The 248-nt window shown below is 42.7% G+C and carries 1 protein-coding gene; it reads right to left on the minus strand.

Annotation, left to right across the window (positions count from 1 at the left end; genetic code table 11):
• Positions 1-225: helix-turn-helix domain-containing protein (locus ACWFR1_RS40535; protein ID WP_453561177.1), on the minus strand; the 225-nt coding region annotated here is incomplete at its 3' end.
• Between the last annotated feature and the right edge of the window lie 23 nt (positions 226-248).

Consider the following 248-nt stretch of genomic DNA (forward strand, 5'->3'; position numbering starts at 1 on the left):
CAAGTAATGTACGAGATCAATATGTTCGTAGGCTTCGCAGGCTTCAAACCACTTAATGCACAACTCAGGTGTTAGCCTGCTAAAACCGTTTTCAACATCTGAGACATAACGCTGATCTTTTCCACCGATTAGAATTCCGATTTGATACTGTGCAAGACCTGCAGTCTTGCGGGCTTTGCGCATAATCTGCGGTAAATTCCGCAAATTGTATGGGTTGTTCTCCATATGTTTGCCTCCTGATATATAAG

The sequence above is a fragment of the Streptomyces sp. NPDC055103 genome, assembly GCF_053607625.1.